The sequence below is a fragment of the Nonomuraea basaltis genome, from assembly GCF_005893125.1.
GTDB lineage: Bacteria > Actinomycetota > Actinomycetes > Streptosporangiales > Streptosporangiaceae > Nonomuraea > Nonomuraea basaltis.
Genome location: NZ_VCJS01000010.1, coordinates 57,822 through 77,625, shown reverse-complemented (window position 1 = coordinate 77,625; position 19,804 = coordinate 57,822). Strand labels below are relative to the sequence as shown.

The window sequence follows — 19,804 nt, the reverse complement described above, 5'->3', positions numbered from 1 at the left end:
TGGGTTCGTGTGGATGATCAGTTCCCGACGCATCGAAAGGTGCGGCACCTGTCCGACCAGGCGTTTCGGCTGTTCGTGTCGACGTTGTGCTGGTGCAACGACAACTTGACCGACGGGCACATCCAGGAGCGTGAGTTGAGGTTCGTCAGCGATATTCGCGCTCCAAAGCGGTACGCAGATGAGCTGATTTCGGTCGGATTGTGGGAGAGAACGGACTCAGGTTGGTGTGTGCATGACTACCTCGAATACCAGCCCTCCGCAGAGAAGATCAGGGAGGGTCGTGAGGCTAAACGAGCACGTCAGGAGCGGTGGCTGGAACGGAAACGCGAGGAAGGAAGATCACGCGGAGACGCGTCTCAAGACGCGACCGCAGACCTGTCCGAAGACGCTGCCCCAATCCCATCCCAATCCCACTCCCAACACAACTTCTCTAGTCAGTCATCTAACCCGCCGCACCCAGCGCGCGACCAAGACCCGACAGACGACGACGGACAGGACTTTTCCCAGGTAGACGAGATGGTCAAGCGCGAACTCGCTCCGCTCGCCGCGCAGCCCATCACAGACCAGCAGGCCGCGCACATCCGACGCGACATCCTCAGCCGCGCCCGAACCAAGGTGAAAAACCCCAGCCGATACATCCTCCGAGCACTCCGCACCGACCCCAGCCAGTACCTGCCCCAACCACCCCGCGAACACCGCGGCACCGGACGCATGTGCCCCACCCACCCATTCATGCCCGAACCCTGCCGGAGCTGCGCAGCCGACCGCCTCGCCATCGACTAACAAGCCCAACCACCCCCACACCCGTCACCGACCCACCAGGCCCAGCAACTCCTGGTCGTCGATGACGGGTTTTCGCATGAACAGGACACCACGCGGACCACAACCAAGAGCACAGGCAGGAGATCGTCAAAAGACCTGACAGCGTCCACACACACGCGCAAACACGTGCGAACAGGTACAAGGAGACAACAACACCACCAGAACCGCTCACAAGAGACAACAGCACGCAAACCATCACCAGGGACCTACAGCCAACACACGCCGAAAGCTGACTATGCCGGCGGCTTGGCGCGGGGCAATGGATCACGGTTCGGGTGGGCCCAGAACTTAGTATGGGCTCTCAACTAAAGCGTTCCTACTGGTCGGGTAGGGGGTGGGGGTATATCTGGAGCTCCCGGAATACAACGAATTGATAACGAAAACTTGACAACCCTTGATCTCCCGTTATCCGGAAAACAAGAGTGATCGCTGTGAGAAACACGCCAACGGCCACGGCAGCGAGCGCAGCGCTTCTCAGCGTTGCGACCATCGCCGCCGCCCTGGCCATCGCCGCACAGGTCGCGCCCAGCAGCGCGACCACCACGGCGCACGTCGCAGTACCAACGTGCGTCACCGTGACGCCTACGGCGGAGATCACCGTTCCCGGTGAACCTCCCCAGGTGATCAAGACGGTCATGCCGTTCCCCCTGTGCATGGACGTGGTCACCCTCACCGGTCCCCAGGGTTCGCCCGGTCCGCAGGGTGTCCCCGGTCTGCAGGGTTCGCCCGGTCCTCAGGGCCCGCAGGGCGAGACCGGCCCAACCGGTGCGCAGGGTCCGGAAGGTCCGGCAGGCCCCCAGGGCCCCAAGGGTGAGCAGGGCCCCGCAGGTGTCCAGGGCCCGAAGGGTGACCAGGGCGAGACCGGTCCGACCGGTCCCGCAGGCACGCCCGGAACGGTCGGCCCCACGGGCGAGCAGGGCAACCCCGGCACGTCCGGACGTGACGGCAAGGACGGCAGGAACGGCACGCCCGGACCTACCGCCACCGCCACGACCACGCCCCGCGCTTCCAGCACGCACCGCACGACCCCCAAGGCGAGCCCGACACCTAAGCCTGTCTCCACGGAAACCCCGTGGCTGGACACGTGGCAGGCACCAGCCGTGTTCGTCTTAGTGGCGCTGCTAGCCGCCGCCTACCTGCTGTGGCTCAAGCGTCGCGACCGCAAGGCCAAAAGCGACAGCGGTACCGCTGACACAGACGCCTAGCACCCCCGCCCCCGCCCACACGGGCGGGGGCACCCCACCACGCCAAACGAAAGGCAACACCTCATGGCTACCAAGCCCAACACGGACGCGATCAAGGCCGCCCTTACCAGCGTGCTCGCGTGGTTCACCGTCATGGCGGACGGCACCGCCCGCCCCGCCGTGCTGGTCACAGCTACCGGCCGGATCAACTCCGACGACAGCGCCAACAGCCCCGCCCGTCTGGCGTGGCGCTGCAACGGTGCCCGCATCCCGCTCGTGGGCATGCTGGCCGCCCTCACACGCGGTTGGGACGCATCCCCGAAGACGTGGCCGATCCTTCGCGAGGTGGCCCCGTCCACGCTCGTTACCGAGGGCACGGCACTGTACGGGCTCGACGAGGAGCACCCCGCCGTGTCCTGGGATGCGGTGGCGGACCAGTACGACCGCGCGATCATCGCGGCCCTGTACCGCGCGACGCAGCCCGACGTGTCCGCGCCGTTCGACGTGATCTCAGCGGCCCTCACCCCCGCCCCCGAGGGTGAGAAGGCATCCAAGCTGTCTGAGCAGCAGCGCGAGATGGTCAACGCGATCATGAATCTCTCGGAGACGAACCCCGCCCGCGCCGCCCTCATGGAAGAACTCACCGCCGAGGGACGCGCGGAAGTCGAGCGCCGCACCAAGGTCAAGGCCGAGAAGGACGCGCGCCGCAAGGAAGCCAAGGCCAAGGCCGACGCGGAGAAGACGGAGCCGGAAGCCAAGCGCGCCAAGGCGACCCCCAAGAAGTAGCCCCACCGCCCCCGCCCCGGCATGGGCGGGGGCACCCCACCACACCCCCAACCACCACACGGGAGAGCCAGACCATGAACCCGATCAAGCGAGGAGCCGCCTACGTGGCCGTAGAGCTCACGCAGCAGGCAAGCCAGGCGTTCGAGGAGCACCGCGCCGCGTGCGCCGCGTGCATGAAGCGCACCGCGTGTGACACGCTCTCGGAGCTTCAGAAGGAGGTCTACGTGTCCAGCCAGACCAGCCGGACCGCGCTACTCATGTACGCGTCCCGGGGCAGCAACGTGGAGTACCACGGCGCAGCCGTCCACCTGCACGGAGTGTGGCGTGTCACGGACACGTGCCGGAAGTCCTTGCACACGACATACCTTCTGCACGCGGAGCGGTCCGGGGCGATCATCGATGATGTGTCGCTAGACGACATCCGCCAGCCGATCGAGCCCGAACCGTCCGGCATGCTCGCTGCCGTCCGCCGCGCGGTCGCGGAGATCACGCGCCTACTGGCCGCGTGCGGTTTCCTCCTGCACGTCCGCGTGACCCAGAAGGATGGCACGGTGCGTGTCGAGTATGACGCGGTGATGTTCCAGCGCTACGACGAGCAAGCCCGGTTTGCGCGCCAGCACGGAACCGGCATCGCGCAGGAGGATGCCGCCTATGTGGTGGACGCGCTGAAGTCGCTTCGCAACATGAGCGCCCTAGCGCGCACCGGCGCGCTACACACGATCTACGGAGTCGTTAGGAGCGCCGGAGCCGCGCGCGGTCGCGTCGAGACGCGAGCCACGCGCCGACCGCGCGCCTAGCGCGCACCGTCCCAGCGAGCCCCCGCGCCGAGCCACGCGCGGGGGCTTCCGCGCGACCCCCGACCCCCTCCGGTCCGGTCCCAGGGGTCCCTATTTGGCTTGGTTCACGTCGAAAGGAGTTGATCTTGTACTGTTGTGGGTCGTCTCGGTTGGGGGTGCGTGGTGGCTGGTCAGGCGTGTGTGGGGCCGTGCAACGAGGGGTCGCGTGCGGTGTGGGGCGTGTTTTTGCGTGCTCGTGAGTTGCATGCGGATGCGGTGGATCGGTGGGTGTCGGAGGGGGCGAAGGGTGAGCCGCCTGTGGAGCCGGTTCAGGCCGAGGTGAGGTGGCGGCTGGGGGAGCCGCTTGTGTGTTCGCTGTGTCGGGCGACGACGAGGCGTGCGTTGATCGCGGTGCGGGATTTGGCGGCGGTGCGTGCGGCTGAGGCTGATGGTTTGCGGCCTGCGTCGCGTTGGTCGAGGGTGTCGGGGACGCGTCCGCATGGTAGTCCGTCGCCGGTGGCGGAGTTGCTGGACGAGTTGACGGGGGATCTGCTCAGGTTCGAGGCTCGGTATCTGGCTGCCCGGGGTTGGCCTGCGGCTGCGGCTGCTGGTCGTGGTGCGGAGGCGCGCGGTCGGGCGGTGGCGTTGCTGGTGGAGTATCTGCATGGGGTGTTGGCGGTGCGGGAGTTGACGGAGCTGGTGGACGTGGTGCTCCGTTGGGAGCAGCGTTTGCAGGAGGTGCCGTCGTGGACGCCGGCGCGGTGCCGTTGTGGTGACCGGAATCTCTGGTGGGATCCCAAGGTGGGGTACTTCGTGTGTGGGAGATGCGGTAATCACGTGTCGGCGGTGGAGGAACGGGGCTTGGTCGTCGAGGAGGCCGGCTGAGGCTAGATGCAAGGCGAGATGTCGCGTCTGACCTGCTCCAGTTCGTAGGAGGTCCACCCGGTCGCCCATTCAAGGGTGGTGTGCTGGGGACTCAGCCCCTCCAGACTTACCAGCCAGAAGTCTGCCCCTGTACGAGCATCCGCAGGGACGGGGGTGACGATGAACTGCTTATAGCCCCCATAGTCGTCGAACTTGGTGTCCGAAAGCGGGATGGCCATATCCGCTTCGCTACAAGGCTCGATGATGAATTCGTAGAGTTCGGGAGGCTGTTCATCGGGACTGAGCCGGATGTATACGTACGCTCGGCGTGAGTTGGAGTTGCGCACGCGCCACCTCTCCTCGCTGGATGAGGACGAAAATTCGGACGAAGCTATCACGATCCGATTCGCGAAACCTTGCTTTTCGAGGGCTTCTGCGGCTGCTTTGGCCTGTGCTTCCTTTTTCTGGTCCTCGGAGCGCTGTGTGAGGGCGTCCTGCCGCTGCTGTTCGCTGATCTTCAGCGCGTTCATGGAGATGACGAACGCTGGGACTGACATGAGTCCAGCGATGACGCTGGTAAGGGCTGCCCACCATTGGACGTTCCAGCGAACATCACGGAGCCTGCGGCGAGCGCGTGGTCGAAGTCGTTGGCGCGCAGCGATTAGCGTGGTGGTGCGAGCGGACGGGCCGGGTGCGGCGCGTCGTGGCGATGAGAACCGTGGCCGTCTTCGTGCGGTCATGACTCAATATCGCTAGGTGGTGGGGGAACGTTAGAGTGCTGCGGTTCCGCCTACACTGCGGCAGGCCAGGAAGGTGGAGGAGCGGGGCCTGGTCGCGACGAGGCGGGGTGATCACACGCATGTTCCGGCTGGACGCTTATCCACGATCTTGGGTCGCCGTTCTGTGCCTTTAAGAATCTCCTCGGGGGTGTCGATCGGGTCGAGGGTTGTGATCATAATTGCCCACTCGCCCCATGCTTCGTAATCCGATACAACTGGGTCGGCTCCCCTCCCTAGCTCAAGTACGCGGTAGAGCTCGGATCCGCGGACGTTCATGGCGATGACCTCCGAGCCGAAGTCGCTTCCCTTGGGCCATCGCGGTGGCGGGGTATCGGCCACCGTGACCTGGGAGCAAGGGGCGAGACTGATTGGCTGGATATCCCGGGGCATCTCCATCTTCGGATGGTGGATAATCCACGCCTGGGCGGGGAGCGCGTTGGTGTTCTGGATGGTGATGAGGTCCGGCTTGTCGTCGATTTCGGCGTACTTCGTCCACGTGGTGATGCGTTGGACGTACGCCTCCCGGATGGCCTTCTCCGTTTCCGCCTGGGCGAGCTTCTGCTGCAGCTCTTGCTCCAGTTGCTGCAGTTCTTGCTCCAGTTGCTGTTGCTCACTGATGTCTAGCGCGGTCTTGGCGATGAGCACGCTCGGTATAGACAGAAGCCCTGCGATGACGGTGGTGAGGCCCACCCACGCCTGCATGGAAAGGGCCCGTCTCAGTGGAGGAGGGGCTGTCTTCGTGCGGCGGCGGGCAGCGAGGGTGCGCAGCGTCTTCGCGGATGATCGAGGTGTGATGGTGCGGAGCTGTAAGAAGGGCCAGCGCCTTTGGCGGGTCATATCCCAGTATGTTTCAGCGGCGATCAGGGCGCGCGGCGGTTCGCACGTTGCGTCGAGTCGAGCGGTTGTGTAACACTTCGTGTCGGCAGGTGATCTGTGCCTGCCGCACGGTTTGACTCCGTGACCTGCGGAAACTGCGGTGAAGCCCTGAGGGCGCCTCTGGCAAGATCACCGTTCCGCCTATCCCCTTGCATTCGGACGCGCGAGATCGCCTGTCAGCGTTGACTACGACGCGCCTATCTCGCGCGCTCACGTGTCCGGAATCGCCCTGTACGTCCACGAACGCGACCCTTGCGGAGGTGAGACGTGCACCCAGCGACCGCACGCCAAGCCGCCGCCCGCCTCGACCGCTCGCCGATCACCATCCGGCAGTGGGCGCGCCGCTACTCGGCGCGCGTCCTCGGCAGGGCCGGCCGCGAGGTCGTCTACGACTACGACGACCTCGCCACGATCGAGGGCTGCATCTGGCGCGGCGACGACGTCCCCCCAACACCGGAGGCGCGTGACGAGCTCCGCGCCAACCTCGCCCGAGCCGCCTGAACGAGAAAGGTCCCCTCATGAGAGTTCGGAAGAATATCCGCATCGTCGGCGCCGAGCGCCAGGCGCTGGCCGCGGCGGTGTCCAAGAAGTACGCCGCCGGCGGGTCCGTCCGCGAGATCGCCGAGTCGATCAACCGCAGCTACGGGTTCGTCCACCGCCTCCTCGAGGAGACGGGCGTGACCCTGCGGCCGCGCGGTGGCAACCACCGGCCAGCCCAAACGCACTAACTCAAGCCGGGACAGGGGGTGCCGCAGGGGACGTGATAGCAGATCCAGGCGCCACTGACATCGTCAACGAGGCAGCAATAGCACTGGATTGCTGCGTCTGGCTCTGGCTTGAGCGTAACGTTTCCCGATCTGAAGATACTGTCCTGCTCGGAAACGAGGGAGAACCGGACGATCTTTCCCTGAGACCATTCGAAGACGACCTGTCGGCCATCGACCTCGACCGTCACCTCGCCGTTGCCGCCCGCTGGAGGCGGAGGGGGCTCCAGAAGGGTAATCGAGGGGTTCGGTCCGGGAGGCGGTGATTCGGCCATGGGACGCTCCTTCCTTGTGTCTGTTGGCGCTTATCTTGAGAGTCTGCTTGTCTCCGAACATTTGCGTATGAGTAGGGCCTACTCAATTTCCGTCGGAACAGTGGAACCGCCGCCCCAAGCCCGCAGGTGGGACGGCGGTTCGGTGGTGCTCACTAGCGTCGGCTGTCCGTCCTGTTGTGATCGCTAAGAGATGGTCATAATCGAGCTTATGTCCATAGATCATTCTGCTAGCGTCGAGGTATGACCGTTGAGCTGGTCCGCGACCCGAGTAGCGCAGGCGCGATCGCATTCCCGCCGACCCTGCTCGGCTTCGCCCAGGACGCCACGATGGCGTGGCTGCTGTCGTACGACTCGAAGAACACGCGCGACGCCTACCGGCTGGAGATCGAGCGGTGGTTCGCGTTCTGCACCGAGACCGGCCTTGACCCGCTCAAGGCGCGCAAGTCCCACGGCGACGTCTACAAGCGGTGGCTCGAACTCCAAGCCGAGAAGCCGATCCCCCCGAAGACCATGCAGCGTCGCATCTCGGCGGTGTCGTCCTGGTACGACTACCTCGCCGACGAGGAGATCATCGACGCCAACCGGTTCAAGCGGACCCGCAGGCCGAAGGTGTCGCGGAACCACTCCGAGACGACCGCGCTCACACGTGACGAGGCCCGCGCCCTGGTGGCCGCGGCCGACGCCGACCACGGGCCGGCACGGCTTCGCACCTCGGCGTTCATCCGGGTCCTGCTGCACACCGGCATCCGGATCGAAGAAGCGATCTCCGCTGACCTGAGCGCGCTCGGGTACGAGCGCGGCCTGCGGACGCTGCGGATCGTCGGCAAGGGCACCAAGCCGAAGAGGCGTCGCCTCCCGGTGGAAACCGGCTACGCGATCGACCGGTACCTCGAGGATCGGGCGCGGCGCGCCGGCGTCGAGATGTCGGAACTCGCTGGCCGGATCTTCGTGACCGACACCGGGGGCCGCTTCTATCGGTCGTCGGCGTCGGCCCTGGTGACGCGGATCGGCCGTCAGGCCGGAATCCTCGCCAAGGTCACTGCGCATGTGCTGCGGCACACGTGGGCGTCACTGGCTGCCGAGCTGGGCGCGGACCCGTTCGAGATCAAGGAAGCTCTTGATCACGAGTCCATGGACACGACCATGGGCTACGTGCATTCGGGGCGCCAACTAGAAAGGGATCCTTCCCAGTTGGTCGCGTCTGCGCTTGAGTGACGAAAGCCGGTGGCCCGTCGCGAACAGGTCACTGGCTCTCTTCCTCGCCCCGACTCATCCCGCTGTCACCTGCACCCGGCGTCGTCGCGGGCCTTTGTGGGGTGGTGCATCTCGTTGGTTCCCTTGGCCGATGCAAAGCAGGGCCAAGGGTGCGCCTATTCCAAGCACGGATGATCCGGACACGTGGTGACCACCCACATCACCAGGCCCTCCCAATCCTTCGGGCCGACCTACCGCCACATGAGCAGGAATGCGACACGATCGTGGAACTCGCTGTCAGGTGTCAGTTACCTTGACCGCTGACCACGCGACCTTGTGATGGCCACTTCAGACCTGCTTGCAACTTCGGCGTCGCGTTCAGCTGTCTTCGCCTTGGTGCGGAGACTCAGCCGTGTTAGCGGCTCGAGCCCTCCATGCCGCCTCCATCCGCCGAGCCTCCTCAGCCTCTACCTCTGCGATGCGTTCTTGGACCTGTGGATCAGCCCTCAGCTCGTCGGGCAGGCGAGTCGAGCTCGTTGGGTAAGCGGCCACCACCTGTGCGACGGTCAAGCCCTCCGCCTCCAGCAAGATCGCTCCTTCCAGGTTCGCCTGATCCAAGGTCGCATTCTCCATGAGAGCTCCGCTTAGGTTCGCTCCCGTCAGATCCGCCCTGAAGAGGTTCGCCTCAGAGAGGTTCACCCAGTCCAGATTCGCCTCGCGTAGGTTGGTCTCCCATAGGTGCGCCCCTGCCAGATTCGCCGTGTTGAAGTCGGCCTTCTGCAGGTCGGTGCGGTGCAGATCAATCCGAAACGGCTCTTCTCGGTCCTTGGGACGTCGTCCGAGCACGGTTAGCGCTGCCTGTACTGCCTCGTCAAGACGGCGTTCCGCTTTCGCGGAACCGGCAGAGTCGGGCGGATGTGCGGGGGCGTGCTGACGGACGAACGCGGCAAGGACCTCTACAACGGTGGGGTGGTCCTTTGCCGAGTCCCGCATGATTCGCTCCAGCGAGTAGACCCCGCCCAGCTTCTCGACCTCTGTCAAGGCCAGTTGACCGATCGCCTTAGTGAATCGGTCGGTTACCTGCCCCTCCCGGGTGAGCTCCGCTTGTTCACGATCCTTGTCTCGGGTGTGCTCCAGCGTCTTCCGGGTCACTTCGAGAGTGTGACGGGTCAGTTCCGTCTGTTCACGGTCTCTGAGCCGGGTGTGTTCCAAGGTGCGATGGGTGTAAACAAGGCCAGCCCCGGCCACCAGGCCAGCCCCAAGGGCAACCACCGCCGTGCGGAAACCAGAAACTACAGATGCCACGGCCGGCGTCATCTTGCCTGTCAGGTGCTCATGGTCCATAATCCACGGCCCCTTCCATAGCAACCACACGAATGTCGCCACGACCGCCAGCAATATGACGGACGGCACCCAGTACTGCCTGATCCAACTCCTGATTGAATCCCCCATGTATGCCATCTCACCAGCCTCGTTACATAATCGCTAGCAAGGTAGGTCCGGAGTTCTCAAGATTCTCACGGACAGGACAGTTATGGCGCTCGTCGGTCACTTCGGCTGACACACTGCCCGCCGCTCCGGCCGCATCGGGTGACACTCGGCCAGGACTTGCGTCACCTGACATTCGCCGGGCGGCGCGTACGCGACCAGCGGCGGAACCGGAACCGCGTCCTCGTTGTACGGGTTCGGCCCGCTCATGCGATCGCACACCTGATCAAATTGTCCACTACGTCACCTGTCGAGGAGGGTTTCCGAGATGCTGCGCCCTCCGTTCCAGTACTACGGCGCCAAAGGAAGACTGGGCCCGTTCCTTGCGTCACTCCTGCCCAAGCACGAGGTGTACGTCGAGCCCTTCGCCGGGTCCGCAGCCGTCTTCTTCGCCAAGAAGTCCGTCCAGATCGAAACGATCAACGACATCAACGGCGACCTGGTGTGCTTCATGCAGACGCTCCGGGACCGCCCCCGCGCCCTCATCCGCGCCATCGAGCTCACGCCGTACGCCCGCGCCGAGCACCAGGCCGCCAAGCTCGGCGACACCACGGCGTCGGATCTGGAGCGGGCCCGCCGCTGGTGGATCCAATGCACGCAGTCCCGCAGCGGTGAGGCAGGCGCTTCCTGGCGTCGGCCGACCTCGAGGACGCGGGTCAACAACCCGGCCGGCTCCAAGCGTGCCGCCGCGGCGCTGCGCTGGCACGCGGCCCGGTTGCGTGAGGCGTTCATCGAGCAGGTGGACGCGTTCGAGCTGATCGAGCGGATGGACTCGCCGCAGACCGCCATGTATGTGGACCCGCCGTACCTGCGCAGCACGAGGAACGTGTTCGGCAGCGGCCACTACGTGAAGGAGATGGACCGTGAACCCGAGCACCGCCGCCTCCTTGAGGTGCTCGTCGAGTGCAAGTCGGCGATCGTGCTATCCGGCTACCGGTCGCAGCTGTACGACGAGCTGCTCGGGACGTGGCGCCGCATCGACTACCGGGTTCGCGCGTCGAGCTCGGACGAGCGACGGCACGCCGTTGAATCGGTGTGGATTAATCATTAGGGCGGCGAAGGCGTCTGCCTACCCGTTATCCACAGCTCCGCTGTCAAGTTGAGCAGAACGGTCCTTCGGGGTTGCTTTCTTCCCTCGCCGACGACGAAAACGCCAGGTAGAGAGGCCGATCTCGTCGAGAGGATTTCGCCGAAGTTCAGTGCCAAGGGCGCCATGAATCGCGCCAAAAACTTTAGTGAGATCCTCCCATGCCTGTTGCGCGTCCGTCCTGGTGGCGCTCTCTTTCCAGCGCTTCATTGCTCCGGCATAAGCCAGGATCGCACCGCGGACCGCATCCGACCGACACTGATGGAGCAGCACGACCTGCTTGTTCAGGTCGTCCATCTCGCCCTCGACCATGGGGAAGATTACCTCTGTGATCTCCGACTCGTCGCAATCCATAGCTGCGGCTTGGACGCGCACGTACTTCGTATGCAGATCGAGACATACCTGCTGTAGTCCGAAAAGGACTTCGCGTTCTTCCTGGTAGAGCTGGATTTGCAGTTGATCGCGGCGGGCGAGCATTTCGCGTTTGCGTACACGCCTATCAGCCAGCCCTTGCCCGAGCATGGTAAGCACGGAGCCCAGTGCGAGAGTGCCTGCCGCGACGAGTATGGGGATCCAGTCGAAGGGGGCCACTGCGGTCATGGCGCGATCCTCCCACTGCCTTCGATGGCGGCACCAGCTTGGCGAGCCTGGTCCTCGCTGATGGGCCAGCAGGCTTGCCCATCCCATCACGTGCCCACCTCCCGCGTCGGCGGCTCACACAGCCCGCGGCAGACGATCACTACCGGCGCCGCCAGATTGCGCGCCGAAAGAGGAGACGCTGATCATGGACATCAAGGAGTATCAGCACGCGCCGGAGCTCGTCGAAGCCGTGCAGGTCGAGGGCGGCAACGTCGAGGCCGTCGTGTCGTGGATCAACACGTACTCGAACCTGAAGGGCATCGTCGGGCAGACCGCGATCCGGGGCCGGTCGGCCGAGTACGTGGACATGCAGACGCAGGAGGGCATGCGCCGCGCCGGCCTGGGCGATTACGTGTGCCACGACGGCGCGGGCGAGTTCTGGCCGGTCTCGAAGTCGATCTTCGAGCGCCGGTTCGCGGAGCTCCCCGGCGGGGCCGAGTAGTGCGCATCCAGGTGCTGCGCCTTCCGCTGCTGGAGCTGAGGGGTCATGACCCGCCGCTCGGGTCGCTGAGACCGGACGCAATGTAGCTCTGCGCAGTATCGATGACTGTGCGTGCTCTCAGAAATGGTCGGACGCGGGCCTCTACCTTGTTGGTCACCGTGGTCACCAACAAGGTAGAGACATGCAACGGGTTCGCTGAGTGGCTGCGCTTCGGCAACCACAGGGTTACGGGGTATCAGCGGACCGCTCAGGTCAGGCGCTGCCGCCGCCTTGTTTCCCCCAGCCCGTCAGCGTGTATCCCAGCGGGCATGAAACTTGCGCCCAGGAGCCGGCGCTGGTCCAGGGCGACTCGAACCACTTGTCTTTGTAGAACTTGTTGGAACAGAGGGCGATTGCCTTGTACGGTCCGGTCGTGGCGCAGCGGACATGCACCTCGGGCGGTATCCGGTCCTTGTAGGGGTTGATGACGCAGTCAGCGGCGGCGAGCGCTGCGGATGCCGAAGCTGGAGCCGCCGTGAGCGGTCCGGCGGTGAGCGCGATGGCGATGCCCATGAGCGGCACCCATTTCGTGGCCCGTCTCATCATTGTCCGGCCTTTCGTGAAGGGACCTGGCGGGGGCGACAGGGTGGTGCGGTCGGCATCACCAGCGGAGACCTATCCGTGCGGCCTCGTAACCTCTTGGCACCGAGAGGGTGGGGTAACCCGCTCGCACGTTTCTGCAGACCCATGACCGGGGCGGGTCACTGTAGGCGAAGTCCGCCCCGCATACAGAACCGCCATCGATGTAGAGGGTCCAGTGTCCGACGACGGGATTGGGTCCGGTTACGTCGACGTCGATCGAGATCGTCCCGCCAGGGAATCGGGTCGGATAGAGTTGAAGATCGCACCATGGCTCCAGAGTGCCGCTTACCGGGCAGTATTTCGTCCCTCCAGCGGCGTAGGCCGGCGTGGTAAGTGCGGCTGCGACGGTGATGCCCGCCACGACGGCGGTTGCCAGTTTCTGTGGTAGTCGCATACGACGGTTTCCTTTCCTTCAGGGCCGACTAAAGAACCATCGCTGTGGTGATAACGGACTGCGCGCCGTAGGGCGCAAGACACTCTCCTCACTCGTTAGTGCGTCGTACGCCGGATCTGGGCGCCGCTACCGTCCCGGTTCTGGTGGCGTCATCGATGAACGGCCTCAAAGTTCGCGCACTGCGATTCTGAATAGGCGCTGTGGCACGCGAGAGTAAGAGAATCGCCTGCAATAACTGTCGGTGACGATCGCTGGGGCGCTCAGTATTTCACTTGCCCGATCACCGGAAGTCCTTCCTGCATTAGGATGCCACCCGTACCTTGACTGATCCAGGACAGTCTCCGGACATTTACCGGGCATATCCGATTGCTTCGGTTCGGATGGTTATCCGCTGTCCGGCAACCCGGGCGTCAGGGTGACGGCAGTGACCAGGGCTCGCCTGGTCGGCTCGTTCCTCTCGATCCCGTTGTCAGATCAGACAGTCTCGGCTAGTGGTCGGGGGTGCACCCCACAGTCATCGATACTACGCAGAGCTACATTGCGTCCTGTCTTGCCGAGCGGCGGGCCTCCATGAGGAGCCGTTCGCGCTGATCGTGGACCAGGTGCAGCGCGACGACGACGGCTGGTCGAATCCCGCCATGGCGGTGCTCGCCGAACAGATCAGCGCCCGGGGGATCTGGCTCACCGACCAGAGCGTCGAGATCGTCGAGCCGGAACTGCCGCACGTGGTGGACCACGTGCCGTTCGGCGACACAGCCTCGCCATCAGCGGAAACGCATGACGACCACTTTGAAATCTGACCTGCGGAAACGCGAAAAGCCGCAGGTCAAAATAGTCGACCACCTGGCCCTCCCAAGGGCATCGGGGGAGGGGTGATGGCCGGGATCGCCGCGCAGGAGTACCGCATGGTCCGGGTGGACGAGCTGGAGCCGCACCCGGACAACCCTCACAAGGGCGACCCGGATGTGATCGTCGGGTCGATCGGGAAGAACAAGTTCTACGGCGCGGTGCTGGTGCAGAAGTCGCGGATGCGGATCATCGCGGGTGAGCACCGCTGGCTCGGCGCCCACAAGGCGAAGCTCAAGCACGTGCCCACGATCCTCATCGACGTGGACGATGAGACCGCGAAGCGGATCATGCTCGCTGACAATCGCCTGGCTGAGTACGGCGAGTACGACGACGCCAAGCTTGCCGAGCTGCTCTCGTCGCTTCCGGACCTGGACGGCACCGGGTGGCGGGACGACGACCTCGCGGACCTGCTCGACGGCCTCGCTGGCGACATCGAGATCATGCACGACGAGCCCGCCCCGAGGCCCGCGCCGGCGCCGGCCTCGGGCCCTGGCCCTGTCGGGGACGACCTCGACGACGAGGACGACCAGGCAGACGACGAAGAGGCCGAGAGCGACGGCGGGCCAGCCGCTGATGCTGCTCCGCCTCCTAGGCCGAAGACGGGATCGACGGTCGAGCTGATCGTGCCGCTGACGGCCGCTCAGCACGACGAGGTGACGGGCCTGATCGCGGACATTCGCAGCCAGGACGGGGATGCGCCGCTGGCGGAGATCGTCGTAGCGGCGCTGAGGACACACGCACAGCGACAGCGGTAACGCTGGCGCAATAGGAGAGGCGGCCCCCTCATGGCTGATCAGCAGCGCAAGCTCGAAATCAGCGAGCGCCGCTACCAGGCGTTGCAGATGAGAATCGCCGGGGTGTCCGCGGTGGTGATCGCTCAGCGGCTCGGCTACTCCTCGCCGCAGCTTGTCTCCAAGGACATCACGAACGCGCTGAAGAAGGCCGCCAAGCAGGAGGCCATGGCGGCCGAGGAGCTGCTGAACCTGGAGATCAACAGGTTGGACCGCATGATGGCGGCGGTCTGGCCGAAGGTCATCAAGGGCGAAGTCAACGCCGTCGAAGCCGCACTGAAGATCGTGAACAAGCGGGCGAGCTTGCTGGGCCTGGACCTGATCAACCGAAACGGGGCGGCCGACACCGACATGGCGTCGCTGCTCGGGAACATGCTCTTGCAGCTTCAGGAGCGGCATCGAGTGCCTGACCCGGACACGGACCTGTTCGTGCAGGCCGACGTGATCCAGGGAGAGATCGAGTACGACGACGCTGGGGGTGAGGCGTGAGCCTGGCCCTCGACATCGTCCTGTCACCCAAGCAGGAACGCAGCATCGCCGAATCGACGGCCCGCCTGAACATCTGGGAAGGGGCCATCCGATCGGGGAAGACCATCGCGTCCCTGATCAGGTGGGTCACGTTCGTCGCGAACGCGCCCCGCGGTGGAAGCCTGGTCATCGTCGGCAAAACGGCCGACACCATCGCGCGAAACACGTTCGAGCCGCTGATGGACCCAGCGATCACCGGCCCGATCGCCAAGCGGATCAGCTACACGCGCGGCGCGCCTACCGCGACCATCCTGGGCCGCAGGGTCGAGATCATCAGCTCAAACGACTCACGCGCCGAGAACCGCCTACGGGGCATGACGGCGGTCGGCGCGTACGTCGATGAGGCGACCTTGATCGAGAGGCCGTTCTGGGACATGCTGCTGTCCCGCTTGTCGGTAAAGGGCGCGAAGCTGTTCGCCTCGACGAACCCCGACGCGCCGTCGCACTGGCTGAAGAAGGACTTCCTCGACCGAGCCCACGAGCTGGACCTGAAGTCGTGGCACTTCCGCCTCGACGACAACCACTCCCTCGACCCGGCGTACGTCAAGGCCCTGAAGTCGGAGTACAGCGGTCTCTGGTACAAGCGCTTCATCGAGGGGCGCTGGGTCATGGCTGAGGGTGCCATTTACGACATGTTCGACGAGGACAAGCATGTCGTCCGCGAACTGCCGCTGATGGAGAAGTGGCTGAGCGTCGGCGTCGACTATGGCACGGCGAATCCCTTCGCGGCGCTGTTGGTGGGCGTCAGCGTCCCCGATCTGGACGGGCAGCGCCGCATCTACGTCGCCTCCGAGCTGCGCTACGACTCCCGGGCTGAACGACGCCAGCTCACCGACAGCGAGTACAGCGCGCGGCTGACGAACTGGCTGGACCGCATCCCTGGCACGTACGGGCCTGGCACGCACGGAGTCAGGCCGGACTGGCTGGTCGTGGACCCCTCGGCGGCCAGCTTCATCCAGCAGCTTTACCGGGACCACTACCGGCCCATGCAGGCCGACAACGCGGTCTTGGACGGCATCCGCACCGTCTCGAACGTGATCTCAGCCGATCACCTGCGCGTACACGAAAGCTGCCGCGGCCTGCTCGACGAGATGGCCGGCTACGCGTGGGACGAAAGGAAAGCGGAAAAGGGTGACGACGCGCCGGTCAAAGTTGACGACCACTCGTGTGACGCCCTGAGGTACGCCATCCACACCACACAGGCGGCTTGGCTGAGACTCCTCGAACCCGTTCCCACCCTCTAAGACGCGCACCCCGTACATGCGGCCGGTTGTGGCGGCCTGGCCGCCTGGGGTGTGTTGCTCCGCGCGGCTTCCCCGTACGCGCGTCGAGCCCGAGTGCGGTCCCTGGCCCCCGCTGTTGAGGGGCAGCGAGGGCCGGGGCCGCACTGCTGGACCTGATCATCTACCCGAGGGAGGGCCTCGTGGCCGACTTCACGTTCAACATCGCCCTGGGCCGGGTCGTCGAACTGCACAACCGAGTGCGCGCCAACGATCCGTCCGGATGCGCGCTGCTCGTCGTGGCCCTGGCCGCCTCAGGCATCGAAGGCGACGCCGTTCTGAAGGACAAGGACAGCCTGGCCGACGTCGTCGCGGGCACCACCAACGAAGTGCCCACCGGGAACGGATACAACCGCAAGGTGCTGGTGGCCGCCGACCTAGTTGCCGCGGTGCCCGACGACACCAACGACCGCGTGGATGTGGACATCCCCGATCAGACGTGGAATCAGGTGCTCGTCGAGACGGGGCCGTGGGCGAAGCTGCTGGTCTGCTACCGGCCGTCCGCAGCCGCTCCTGACTCTCAGATCGTGCCGCTCACCTGCCACGACTTCGCGATCACGCCGGACGGGACCGACGTGGTCGCGCAGATCGCCTCGGCGGGCTTCTTCCGGGCGCAGTAGCGTGGCGATCCGCTACGCTGCCGCCAGCCACGGCCAGATCGCGACTCTCAGCTTGGGGCAGCGGTCGGCGTTGACGGTGTCGTGTTGGGTGAAGATCAGCGTCGATCGGAACGCGGAATCCCCGGTCTGGACGATCGATCCCAACAGCACTAGTTCCTGGCTCACCTTGCGCACCGGCGCCGACGGCACCACCATGCGCGTGCTGATCAACGGCACACAGGTCGCCAGCAGAGCCTTTACCCCCGGCGTCTGGTACTTCGTCGGGGTCAGCGTCAGCTCGACCGGCGGGTTCATGGTGAGCCGCGCGGCTGGGACGGCCTCGTTCAACGTGGACACATGGACGAACGCGGCCGCAGTGATGGCTACGCTGCTTCGGCTCGGTGTGTCGATTGACGGGTTGTGGCTGAACGGCTGCATCGCCGCATTCAAGCTGTGGACCGATGCCCTCACCCAAACCGAAGTACAGGCTGAGGCTGGCGACTACCTGCCACAACGCAAGGTAGGGCTCGGGGCCGCCTACGCCTTCTACCGCGCGGAGTCAACTGACTACAGCGGCAACGGGCGTGAGCTGTCGGTAGACACCGGTGCGACGGCAGCGAGCGGTCCTGCGATCACCTGGGGCGGCGCGTCGGTGCCGCTGGCTTTCGAGGACATCGAGGACCCCACCTACGCGTTCACCTGGTCGGGCAATTGGACCCGTGTCAGCACCTCCTCGACAACCCCAGCTCAAGCCGGATCCTGGTCTCTGCGCAGCGCGGTCATCGGCGACAACGGCACCACCAGCGCGAACGTCATCGTCCCGGATGGGTGCGACCGACTGCGCTTCTGGTATCGGGTCAGCTCGGAATCGGGCTTCGACTTCTTCCGGTTCCTGATTGCTGGAGTGGAGCAGTTCACCGCCTCCGGCCCGGGCGGCTCGTGGACACAGTCTCCCGAATACACGGTGACGCCCGGCACCACCGTGACGTTCCGCTACACCAAGGATGGTTCTTCGGCCGACCCGCAGAACGTGGACGCGGCGTTCATCGACAACGTCGAGTTCTACTCGTCCGCCTCGCCGATCACTCCTGTCGCGCTTCCTGCGAAGAGCCATTTCGATGGTGGTTTCTCGTCTGGTGACATTCTTCCTTCCACGTCAGGCGGGGGGAGCTGGACGGCGTTCACCGAGGTCGCCGGACGCCCTGTATTTACCGATCCAGGGCGGGGCAACCGCGGCTTCGCCGCCTACCAACAAAGCTCGAACGCCGAGGGTCGGCTGAGCTGGAGGTATACGCCCCCGGCCGGGGACGTGGTCTGTGCTCGTCTCTACATCAACCCCACCGGCACGTTCCCAGCCGCCAAGGCCCTGTTTGGGCTGGTTGGCCCGTCCGGGGCGGTGTCGAAGGCGTGGCTGGACCCCGCCACCATGCGCATTGCCGTGCGCGTCGGCGATCTGGTGACGGGCACCCAGACTGTGCTCACCGGCGTCAGCATCCCGAAGAACACGTGGACGCGGATCGAGTTCCGCTACACGATCAACGCCTCCGGCAGCGGCACCGTCGAGGTGTGGACGTACCTGAGCCCGGACTCTCTGACCCACAACGACTACGTGATCTCTTCGTCCACAGCTTGGCCAGGCGGAAAGCCGCAGCAGGCCGATTTCTGGCTATGGACTGCGCAGACGAACTGGTTCATTCTCGACGACGTCGCGATCGGCGCGGCCAAGCTAGGACCGGCCGTCAACATCGCCCAGCTCTCAATCGCCGGTCACAGCGGGGTCGCGTTGCCGATCACCGCGCGTAAGGTCCACCACGTAGGGCCGGCGACGGCCGTCGAGACCGTGCTCACCGCGCGACCCGTACGGGTGCGTCAGCTTGGCGCAGCGGTAGAAGACGGCGGCGCGGCCGCGGTGCGACCGCAGAAGCTTCGCGTGTTGGGGCAGGTCGAGGAGACCGCAGGCTCAGCCGCCGCCGCGCCAGCACACGCTCGTAGGCTCGGCGCCACCGTCGAGCACGATACGGCGCAGCCGGTCAGCGCCGAGCAGGGGCCGATCGTCAGGACAACGAGCGAGACCAGCACGGCCATGCCGATGGCCCCGATCAAAGTCCGCCACGTCGGCATGGCGACGACCACCGATGTGGCGCAGCCGCCCAGGCCCGTTCATCGACGGCTGCTTGGCGTCGCCGCCGAGATGAGTTCGGGCGGCGTGCTGACGAGGGTCAAGCGGCGTCGCCTGGGCTTGGCAGTCGAAACGAGCGCGGTCGAGGAGATCAGTAGCGGCTTCCTCGTGATGGTCGTTGAGGCTGACACCGCGTTGCCGGTCACTCCGCTGCTGTACGGCGGCGGGCCATTCACCGGCGTGGAGGGTCCGCGCAGGTCGTGGGGCGCCGAGCCCGTTCAGCGCCGCTGGGGCGTTGAACCCCCGCGCCGTACTTGGTCCGCCTCACGAACGCGAGGAGAGCGCCGTGGAACAGATCTCTAGCCTGTCCCGCGAATGGATTCCGTACTTCGTGCGGGGCGCGACCGGCAGCGAAATCGTCGAGATCGCCTTCACACCCCCCGGCGTTGAGCCCGGCCCGGCTGACTGGCACCCGGGCGAGTGGAAATCCGATTCGGTCACCAAGCGAGGCGCGGTCGCGCGCATCCTCCTCGGCCCCGGCGGCACGGTCGCTCTGGGCGACGGCAGCTACCAGGCCTGGGTGCGCGTGACCGCGCCGGTTGAGCAGCCGGTGCTGCCCGCTGGGCTGATCGACGTCATCTAAGGAG

At 65.3% G+C, this 19,804-nt stretch carries 22 protein-coding genes; 17 read left to right on the top strand and 5 right to left on the bottom strand.

The genetic code is table 11. The features are described from left to right. Positions 1-9 precede the first annotated feature (9 nt). From EJK15_RS06940 to EJK15_RS06920, 5 genes are all read left to right on the top strand, one after another. Complete coding sequence (locus EJK15_RS06940) at positions 10-783, top strand: hypothetical protein (protein ID WP_138709539.1); 774 nt, start codon at positions 10-12, stop codon at positions 781-783. A 470-nt stretch (positions 784-1,253) separates the two neighbouring features. Continuing rightward, complete coding sequence (locus EJK15_RS76190; RefSeq protein WP_276615366.1) at positions 1,254-2,027, top strand: collagen-like domain-containing protein; 774 nt, start codon at positions 1,254-1,256, stop codon at positions 2,025-2,027. A 63-nt stretch (positions 2,028-2,090) separates the two neighbouring features. Further along, the gene (locus EJK15_RS06930) at positions 2,091-2,792 is read left to right on the top strand and encodes a hypothetical protein (RefSeq protein WP_138709538.1); all 702 of its coding nucleotides are present in this window, start codon (positions 2,091-2,093) and stop codon (positions 2,790-2,792) included. 74 nt (positions 2,793-2,866) lie between these two features. After that, positions 2,867-3,589 (top strand): hypothetical protein, encoded by a 723-nt coding sequence (locus EJK15_RS06925; protein WP_138709537.1) that lies wholly within the window; start codon positions 2,867-2,869, stop codon positions 3,587-3,589. A 495-nt stretch (positions 3,590-4,084) separates the two neighbouring features. Then, complete coding sequence (locus tag EJK15_RS06920; protein WP_138709536.1) at positions 4,085-4,453, top strand: hypothetical protein; 369 nt, start codon at positions 4,085-4,087, stop codon at positions 4,451-4,453. A 2-nt stretch (positions 4,454-4,455) separates the two neighbouring features. Here the strand turns inward: EJK15_RS06920 and EJK15_RS06915 are convergent, their stop codons facing one another. Both EJK15_RS06915 and EJK15_RS06910 read right to left on the bottom strand, forming a co-directional pair. Continuing rightward, positions 4,456-4,962, bottom strand: coding sequence for a hypothetical protein (locus EJK15_RS06915; RefSeq protein ID WP_138709535.1), 507 nt, complete (start codon positions 4,960-4,962; stop codon positions 4,456-4,458). A gap of 321 nt (positions 4,963-5,283) precedes the next feature. Beyond that, positions 5,284-5,901, bottom strand: coding sequence for a hypothetical protein (locus EJK15_RS06910; protein ID WP_138709534.1), 618 nt, complete (start codon positions 5,899-5,901; stop codon positions 5,284-5,286). Between the two features lie 453 nt (positions 5,902-6,354). Here EJK15_RS06910 and EJK15_RS06905 point away from each other — a divergent pair, with 453 nt between their 5' ends. The 3 genes from EJK15_RS06905 to EJK15_RS06895 all read left to right on the top strand — a co-directional run bounded on the left by EJK15_RS06905 (position 6,355) and on the right by EJK15_RS06895 (position 8,341). Continuing rightward, positions 6,355-6,588: a hypothetical protein gene (locus EJK15_RS06905; RefSeq protein ID WP_138709533.1), complete on the top strand. Its 234-nt coding sequence runs from the start codon at positions 6,355-6,357 to the stop codon at positions 6,586-6,588. A 17-nt stretch (positions 6,589-6,605) separates the two neighbouring features. Continuing rightward, positions 6,606-6,815 (top strand): helix-turn-helix domain-containing protein, encoded by a 210-nt coding sequence (locus tag EJK15_RS06900; protein ID WP_138709532.1) that lies wholly within the window; start codon positions 6,606-6,608, stop codon positions 6,813-6,815. Between the two features lie 551 nt (positions 6,816-7,366). Then, the gene (locus EJK15_RS06895; protein ID WP_138709531.1) at positions 7,367-8,341 is read left to right on the top strand and encodes a tyrosine-type recombinase/integrase; all 975 of its coding nucleotides are present in this window, start codon (positions 7,367-7,369) and stop codon (positions 8,339-8,341) included. A 357-nt stretch (positions 8,342-8,698) separates the two neighbouring features. Here EJK15_RS06895 and EJK15_RS06890 read toward each other — a convergent pair whose 3' ends face one another. Continuing rightward, complete coding sequence (locus EJK15_RS06890; protein ID WP_138709530.1) at positions 8,699-9,781, bottom strand: pentapeptide repeat-containing protein; 1,083 nt, start codon at positions 9,779-9,781, stop codon at positions 8,699-8,701. Between the two features lie 295 nt (positions 9,782-10,076). Between EJK15_RS06890 and EJK15_RS06885 the strand changes: the two genes are divergently transcribed. Then, positions 10,077-10,859 carry a DNA adenine methylase gene (locus EJK15_RS06885; protein ID WP_138709529.1) on the top strand — a complete coding sequence of 261 codons (783 nt, stop codon included), beginning with the start codon at positions 10,077-10,079 and terminating at the stop codon, positions 10,857-10,859. A gap of 18 nt (positions 10,860-10,877) precedes the next feature. Here EJK15_RS06885 and EJK15_RS06880 read toward each other — a convergent pair whose 3' ends face one another. Further along, entirely contained in the window at positions 10,878-11,495 is a 618-nt protein-coding gene (locus EJK15_RS06880; protein ID WP_138709528.1) for a hypothetical protein, read from the bottom strand. 184 nt (positions 11,496-11,679) lie between these two features. Between EJK15_RS06880 and EJK15_RS06875 the strand changes: the two genes are divergently transcribed. Continuing rightward, on the top strand, positions 11,680-11,976 hold the full coding sequence (locus EJK15_RS06875; protein ID WP_138709527.1) for a hypothetical protein: 297 nt from the start codon (positions 11,680-11,682) through the stop codon (positions 11,974-11,976). Between the two features lie 252 nt (positions 11,977-12,228). Here EJK15_RS06875 and EJK15_RS06870 read toward each other — a convergent pair whose 3' ends face one another. Beyond that, positions 12,229-12,528, bottom strand: coding sequence for a hypothetical protein (locus tag EJK15_RS06870; protein WP_138709526.1), 300 nt, complete (start codon positions 12,526-12,528; stop codon positions 12,229-12,231). Between the two features lie 1,065 nt (positions 12,529-13,593). Here EJK15_RS06870 and EJK15_RS06865 point away from each other — a divergent pair. The 7 genes from EJK15_RS06865 to EJK15_RS06835 all read left to right on the top strand — a co-directional run bounded on the left by EJK15_RS06865 (position 13,594) and on the right by EJK15_RS06835 (position 19,800). Further along, positions 13,594-13,791, top strand: coding sequence for a hypothetical protein (locus EJK15_RS06865; RefSeq protein ID WP_138709525.1), 198 nt, complete (start codon positions 13,594-13,596; stop codon positions 13,789-13,791). Positions 13,792-13,866: 75 nt separating this feature from the next. Next, positions 13,867-14,595, top strand: coding sequence for a ParB N-terminal domain-containing protein (locus EJK15_RS06860; RefSeq protein ID WP_138709524.1), 729 nt, complete (start codon positions 13,867-13,869; stop codon positions 14,593-14,595). Positions 14,596-14,625: 30 nt separating this feature from the next. Further along, positions 14,626-15,120 carry a hypothetical protein gene (locus tag EJK15_RS06855; RefSeq protein WP_138709523.1) on the top strand — a complete coding sequence of 165 codons (495 nt, stop codon included), beginning with the start codon at positions 14,626-14,628 and terminating at the stop codon, positions 15,118-15,120. Continuing rightward, positions 15,117-16,403: a PBSX family phage terminase large subunit gene (locus EJK15_RS06850; protein WP_138709522.1), complete on the top strand. Its 1,287-nt coding sequence runs from the start codon at positions 15,117-15,119 to the stop codon at positions 16,401-16,403. The genes EJK15_RS06855 and EJK15_RS06850 overlap by 4 nt, the downstream gene beginning before the upstream one ends. Positions 16,404-16,582: 179 nt before the next feature. Beyond that, positions 16,583-17,059 carry a hypothetical protein gene (locus EJK15_RS06845; RefSeq protein WP_138709521.1) on the top strand — a complete coding sequence of 159 codons (477 nt, stop codon included), beginning with the start codon at positions 16,583-16,585 and terminating at the stop codon, positions 17,057-17,059. A 1-nt stretch (position 17,060) separates the two neighbouring features. Beyond that, complete coding sequence (locus EJK15_RS06840; RefSeq protein ID WP_138709520.1) at positions 17,061-19,520, top strand: LamG-like jellyroll fold domain-containing protein; 2,460 nt, start codon at positions 17,061-17,063, stop codon at positions 19,518-19,520. Next, entirely contained in the window at positions 19,504-19,800 is a 297-nt protein-coding gene (locus EJK15_RS06835; protein WP_138709519.1) for a hypothetical protein, read from the top strand. Before EJK15_RS06840 ends, EJK15_RS06835 begins: the two co-directional genes overlap by 17 nt. Positions 19,801-19,804: the final 4 nt, after the last annotated feature.

Coding starts and splice junctions, on each gene's coding strand:
- EJK15_RS06930 (WP_138709538.1), top strand. CDS start 2,091: ATGGCTACCAAGCCCAACACGGACGCGATCAAGGCCGCCCTTACCAGC.
- EJK15_RS06925 (WP_138709537.1), top strand. CDS start 2,867: ATGAACCCGATCAAGCGAGGAGCCGCCTACGTGGCCGTAGAGCTCACG.
- EJK15_RS06915 (WP_138709535.1), bottom strand. CDS start 4,962: ATGAACGCGCTGAAGATCAGCGAACAGCAGCGGCAGGACGCCCTCACA.
- EJK15_RS06900 (WP_138709532.1), top strand. CDS start 6,606: ATGAGAGTTCGGAAGAATATCCGCATCGTCGGCGCCGAGCGCCAGGCG.
- EJK15_RS06895 (WP_138709531.1), top strand. CDS start 7,367: ATGACCGTTGAGCTGGTCCGCGACCCGAGTAGCGCAGGCGCGATCGCA.
- EJK15_RS06890 (WP_138709530.1), bottom strand. CDS start 9,781: ATGGCATACATGGGGGATTCAATCAGGAGTTGGATCAGGCAGTACTGG.
- EJK15_RS06885 (WP_138709529.1), top strand. CDS start 10,077: ATGCTGCGCCCTCCGTTCCAGTACTACGGCGCCAAAGGAAGACTGGGC.
- EJK15_RS06880 (WP_138709528.1), bottom strand. CDS start 11,495: ATGACCGCAGTGGCCCCCTTCGACTGGATCCCCATACTCGTCGCGGCA.
- EJK15_RS06875 (WP_138709527.1), top strand. CDS start 11,680: ATGGACATCAAGGAGTATCAGCACGCGCCGGAGCTCGTCGAAGCCGTG.
- EJK15_RS06870 (WP_138709526.1), bottom strand. CDS start 12,528: ATGGGCATCGCCATCGCGCTCACCGCCGGACCGCTCACGGCGGCTCCA.
- EJK15_RS06860 (WP_138709524.1), top strand. CDS start 13,867: ATGGCCGGGATCGCCGCGCAGGAGTACCGCATGGTCCGGGTGGACGAG.
- EJK15_RS06855 (WP_138709523.1), top strand. CDS start 14,626: ATGGCTGATCAGCAGCGCAAGCTCGAAATCAGCGAGCGCCGCTACCAG.